At 66.6% G+C, this 4519-nt stretch carries 4 protein-coding genes and 1 pseudogene; 3 read left to right on the top strand and 2 right to left on the bottom strand.

What is annotated here, in order from left to right:
• Positions 1-352 (bottom strand): annotated as a pseudogene (locus ACTHJR_RS11010) (hypothetical protein); the annotation flags it as partial.
• A 131-nt stretch (positions 353-483) separates the two neighbouring features.
• A complete protein-coding gene (locus ACTHJR_RS11015) occupies positions 484-1131 on the bottom strand; it encodes a Tim44/TimA family putative adaptor protein (protein ID WP_440523221.1) in 648 nt (215 codons plus the stop codon).
• Positions 1132-1307: 176 nt separating this feature from the next.
• Here ACTHJR_RS11015 and secB point away from each other — a divergent pair, with 176 nt between their 5' ends.
• The 3 genes from secB to trpS are packed head-to-tail and all read left to right on the top strand — an operon-like array spanning position 1308 to position 4467.
• On the top strand, positions 1308-1823 hold the full coding sequence (gene secB, locus ACTHJR_RS11020) for a protein-export chaperone SecB (RefSeq protein ID WP_440523222.1): 516 nt from the start codon (positions 1308-1310) through the stop codon (positions 1821-1823).
• 28 nt (positions 1824-1851) lie between these two features.
• Positions 1852-3450 (top strand): murein biosynthesis integral membrane protein MurJ, encoded by a 1599-nt coding sequence (gene murJ / locus ACTHJR_RS11025; RefSeq protein WP_440523223.1) that lies wholly within the window; start codon positions 1852-1854, stop codon positions 3448-3450.
• Between the two features lie 9 nt (positions 3451-3459).
• Positions 3460-4467, top strand: coding sequence for a tryptophan--tRNA ligase (gene trpS, locus ACTHJR_RS11030; RefSeq protein ID WP_440523224.1), 1008 nt, complete (start codon positions 3460-3462; stop codon positions 4465-4467).
• The last annotated feature ends 52 nt before the right edge of the window (positions 4468-4519 follow it).

Genomic DNA, 4519 nt, shown 5'->3' on the forward strand with positions numbered 1-4519 from the left:
GCGCCCAGTCGGCACCGCGAGTCAGGCCCGATTGATCGGTGCGGCGGACCAACTCGCGGCAGCTCAGCCGGAACGCGGCGAGCGCGCGGGCGGCGCGGGTCTGGCCGATGCCGAGCGTGGAAATCGCGGGCCCGGCGACCACGCCTGCGCCTGCGGCATTGGCGCCGGCCGGAACGATGGTCGGATTGGCGACCGGCGGCAGCGGCTTGGCGGCGACCGGCTTGCGCACCGGCGCAGGCGCGGGTGCGCGCACCGGTCTCACGCCCGGCCCCGGCGGCACGATCCGCCCGCCGCAGGCCGACAGCAGCAGCGCGAGCCCGGATATCACGATCAGCTTGCGCGCGACGGCCATGGACGAAACCCCTTTACTCGATTTGGGGAATGCTAATGGCCGGTCGGTTCCCGAGAGACAAGATCGGGTCGGCTAGGATCTGGCGAAGGATTGTCGCTTCCCCTCCCTGCAGAGGGAGGGGAGTCGTGCCCTTACGCCTCGTCGGTGTCGGCGAGCTTCCAGTCGGGGTCGCCGCTGCGCAGCGGGCGCGTGAAGGTCCAGACGTCGTGGGTCTCGACCGCGTCGGTCAGCGAGCCGGCGACGACATTGCCCTCGGCATCGCGCGTCACCGCGGCGATGTCGGCATCGAACGCCACCGTCACGCGCGCGACCTTGTTGTCGACCGAGGCGTCGGTGATGACCGCGCGCTCGATCGTGACCAGCCGGTTGTCGAGGACGTGGCCGGCCGTGGTCCGGGCCTTGATCGCCTCGGCGAAGGCTTCGCGGACGTGGTCCTCGGTCAGCCAGGCGAGCGTTTCCTCATCGCCCTTCCAAAACGCTTCGAGCACCATGCGATAGGCATTCTTCGACCCGTCGAGGAATGCGGCGACATCGAACGAGGGATCGGCATGGATCAGTGCACGCAGCCCGGCCTGGGCGCCGCCCTCGATCGCGCGCGGCGCAGCATCGCGAAAATCGGGGCGCGGCTCGGCCGAACGGGCGAGCGTCAATGGGGGTACCGGGCGTTCCTCGGCCGGGTTGCGCAGCACCGGCTCGTGCCCGGTCCGCTTGCCGAGCACGGCGTACAGGCGCAGACCCAGGAACAGGGCAACCATGGCAAGGATAACGATAGTAAGCACCGGGCCTCCAGTTTGACCGTCGCCCAACATAAGCACAAGAAACGTGCTATTCAAATGTTCCCGCGCGCGTCCCGCCGTTGAACTGCCACGATCCCCCTGCTAGGCCGCCGCTTACTTCGCGCGCCCCGCGGGGCAAGACCGCGAAAAATCCATTCCAGACGGGAAAGTAGCTACAAATGGACGAACAGGACACCAATGGCGCGACCGACGCCACGCTCGCCAACGGCGTCGACAACGACCCCGCGATCGGCATGATCTCGCAATATGTGAAGGATCTGTCGTTCGAGAGCCCGACCGCGCCTGCGATCTTCAGCTCGGAGAATCAGCAGCAGGCACCGCAGATGGACGTCGAATTCGGCATCGCCACCAGCCAGGTCGGCGAAGAATTCCACGAAGTCACGCTCAAGATCGAGGTTCGCGCCAAGATGGGCGAGCAGACCGCGTTCATCGTCGACCTGACCTATGCCGGCCTGTTCGGCGCGCGCAACGTGCCCGACGAGCATCTGCGCCCGTTCCTGCTCGCCCAGGCGCCGAGCCTGCTGTTCCCGTTCGCCCGCCGCGTCGTCGCCGACGTCACTCGCGACGGCAATTTCACCCCGCTGCTGCTCGACCCGATCGATTTCGGCACGCTCTATCAGCAGCAGCTCGAAGCGCAGCAGGCCCAGGAAGAGGGCGTGGTCGGCAACGCCTGACGCTTGCCGGACGGGCGGGGACAGAGCGATGAATCTGGCGAAATCGCTGGGATCGGTCGGCGGGCTGACGCTCGTTAGCCGGGTCCTGGCGCTCGTCCGCGACACGCTGCAGGCGACCTTCGTCGGCGCGAGCTTCGCGTCGGACGCGTTCTTCGTCGCTTTCCGCCTGCCCAACATGTTCCGCGCGTTGTTCGCGGAAGGCGCCTTCTCGGCCGCATTCATCCCGATGTTCAACCGCAAGGTCGGGGAAAAGGGCGAGCTCTCGGCGGGGCTCGCCTTCGCCGAAGCCGCGCTGGCGGTATTGTTGCCGTTGCTGTCGGTGTTCACCATCGTGATGCTGGTCGCGGCCTGGCCGGTGACCTGGGGCCTGTCGGGCGGGTTCAAGAACCCGACCCACGACCAGTTCGCCTTCGCGGTCGAACTGTCGCGCTACACCATCCCCTATCTGATGCTGATCTCGCTATGCTCGTTGCTCGGCGGGATTCTCAATTCGCTCAATCGTTTCTGGGTCAACGCTGCGGCGCCGATCCTGCTCAACATCTCGATGGTCTCCGCTTTGTGGTTCTTCCACGGCAAGGGCGAATATGCGGCCTATGAGACCGCGCGAGCGCAGGCGATCTCGGTCACGGTGGGCGGCGTGCTGCAGCTCGGCTGGCTGCTGTTCGCGTGTCGCCAGGCCGGCGTCAGCCTCAGGTTCCGCAAGCCGGTGATCGACGACGACATGCGTCAGTTGCTGAAGCTGATCCTGCCGGCCGCGATCGGCGCGGGCGCGGTGCAGGTCAATTTGGCGATCTCGACCGCGCTGGCCGGCGGGCTGCTCGACCAGGGATCGATCTCGTACATTTATTATGCCGACCGGCTGAACCAGTTGCCGCTGGGCATGATCGGCATCGGCCTCGGCACGATCCTGCTCCCGACCGTCTCGCGACTCTTGTCGACCGGCAAATATGACGAGGCGATGGAGACGCAGAATCGCGGTATCGAGCTGGCGCTGTTCCTGACATTGCCGGCGACGGTCGCGTTCATGGTCGGCGCCCAGCCGATCATCCGCGGGCTGTTCCAGCACGGCGCCTTCACCGCGCAGGCGACCACCGCCAGCGCCGCCGCGCTTGCCGCTTTCTCGGTCGGCCTGCCCTCCTATGTGCTGGTCAAGGTGCTGACCCCGGGCTTCTACGCGCGCGAGGATACCAAGACGCCGGTCCGCTACGCGATGATCTCGGTCGCGGTGAACCTGATCGGCAACCTGATCCTGATCCCGACCATCCACCATGTCGGCCCGCCGCTCGCCACCGCGCTTTCGTCCTCGGTCAATGTCGGCATGCTCTACCTGACGCTCAGGAAGCGTGGGCATTTCGAGACCGACGCGCGGCTGCGGCGCCGCGTCCCGCGCCTGCTGCTCGCCGCGATCCTGATGGGCGTGGCGCTGTGGCTGATCGCACCGTTGGTGAATCCCTATCTCACCGGCAGCCTGATCCGCCGCGGGCTCGGTCTGACCGCGCTGGTATCGGCAGGCGGCGCGGTGTACGCGGTCGCCTGCTTCGTCACCGGGGCCTATCGCCTGAGTGACCTGAAGGCATTGCTCGGCCGCCGGCGTCCCGCCAAGGCGACCGGACAGGAACAACTCTAAGGAACTTCAATGCGCGTCGTTTCCGGCATCCAGACCACCGGTCGTCTCCACCTCGGCAATTATCTGGGGGCGATCAAGCAGTGGGTCGCGATGCAGGATCAGGTCGCACAGGCCGGCGGCGAGTCGATGTACTTCATGGCCGACCTGCACGCGCTGACCGACCGCGTCGCGCCGAAGGAACTGGCCGACAACACGATCGAGATGACCGCGACGATCCTGGCCGCCGGTCTCGATCCCGAAAAGTCGATCATCTGGAACCAGGCGCGCGTGCCGGCGCATAGCGAGCTGACCTGGTTGCTCAACAATGTCGCGCGGGTCGGCTGGCTCAACCGCATGACCCAGTTCAAGGACAAGGCCGGCAAGGACCGCGAAGGCGCGAGCGTCGGACTGTACGATTATCCGGTGCTGATGGCGGCCGACGTCCTGCTCTACAAGGCGACCCACGTCCCGGTGGGCGACGACCAGCGGCAGCACCTCGAACTCGCGCGCGACATCGCGACCAAGTTCAACAACGATTATGGGGTGGAGCTCTTCCCGCTTCCCGAACCGATGATCAGCGTCGCCGCGCCGCGCATCATGAGCCTGCGCGACGCGACCGCCAAGATGTCCAAGTCGAACCCCTCGGACATGACACGCGTCAACCTGAGCGATTCGGACGACGAGATCGCGCAGAAATTCCGCAAGGCCAAGACCGATCCGGAGCCCCTGCCCGACACCGTCAAAGGGCTGGACGAACGCCCCGAGGCACTCAATCTCGTGACCATCTACGCCGCGCTTGCCGACCTGACGCCGGCTGCGGTGGTCGAGCAATATGCCGGCCAGGGGTTCGGCCAGTTCAAACCGGCACTCGCCGACCTCGCGGTGGCGAAGCTGGGGCCCATCCGCGACCGGTTCAATCGCCTGCTCGACGATCGCGCCGAGGTCGTGCGCGTGCTGGCGCGCGGCAGCGACCGCGCGCGGGCGATCGCAGGGCCGGTATTGCGCGAGGCGCAGGACGCGATGGGGTTGCAACTCTAGGTTTGTTTCGAGACTCCTTCTCCCCTTGTGGGAGAAGGAGGGAGGCGCGAAG

It is taken from the genome of Sphingomonas sp. (assembly GCF_051962185.1).
In the GTDB taxonomy this organism is placed as follows: domain Bacteria; phylum Pseudomonadota; class Alphaproteobacteria; order Sphingomonadales; family Sphingomonadaceae; genus Sphingomonas.

What these genes read in the sequence shown, in the direction of transcription:
- secB (WP_440523222.1), top strand. Translation starts at nt 1,308, where the DNA reads ATGGACGAACAGGACACCAATGGCGCGACCGACGCCACGCTCGCCAAC.
- murJ (WP_440523223.1), top strand. Translation starts at nt 1,852, where the DNA reads ATGAATCTGGCGAAATCGCTGGGATCGGTCGGCGGGCTGACGCTCGTT.
- trpS (WP_440523224.1), top strand. Translation starts at nt 3,460, where the DNA reads ATGCGCGTCGTTTCCGGCATCCAGACCACCGGTCGTCTCCACCTCGGC.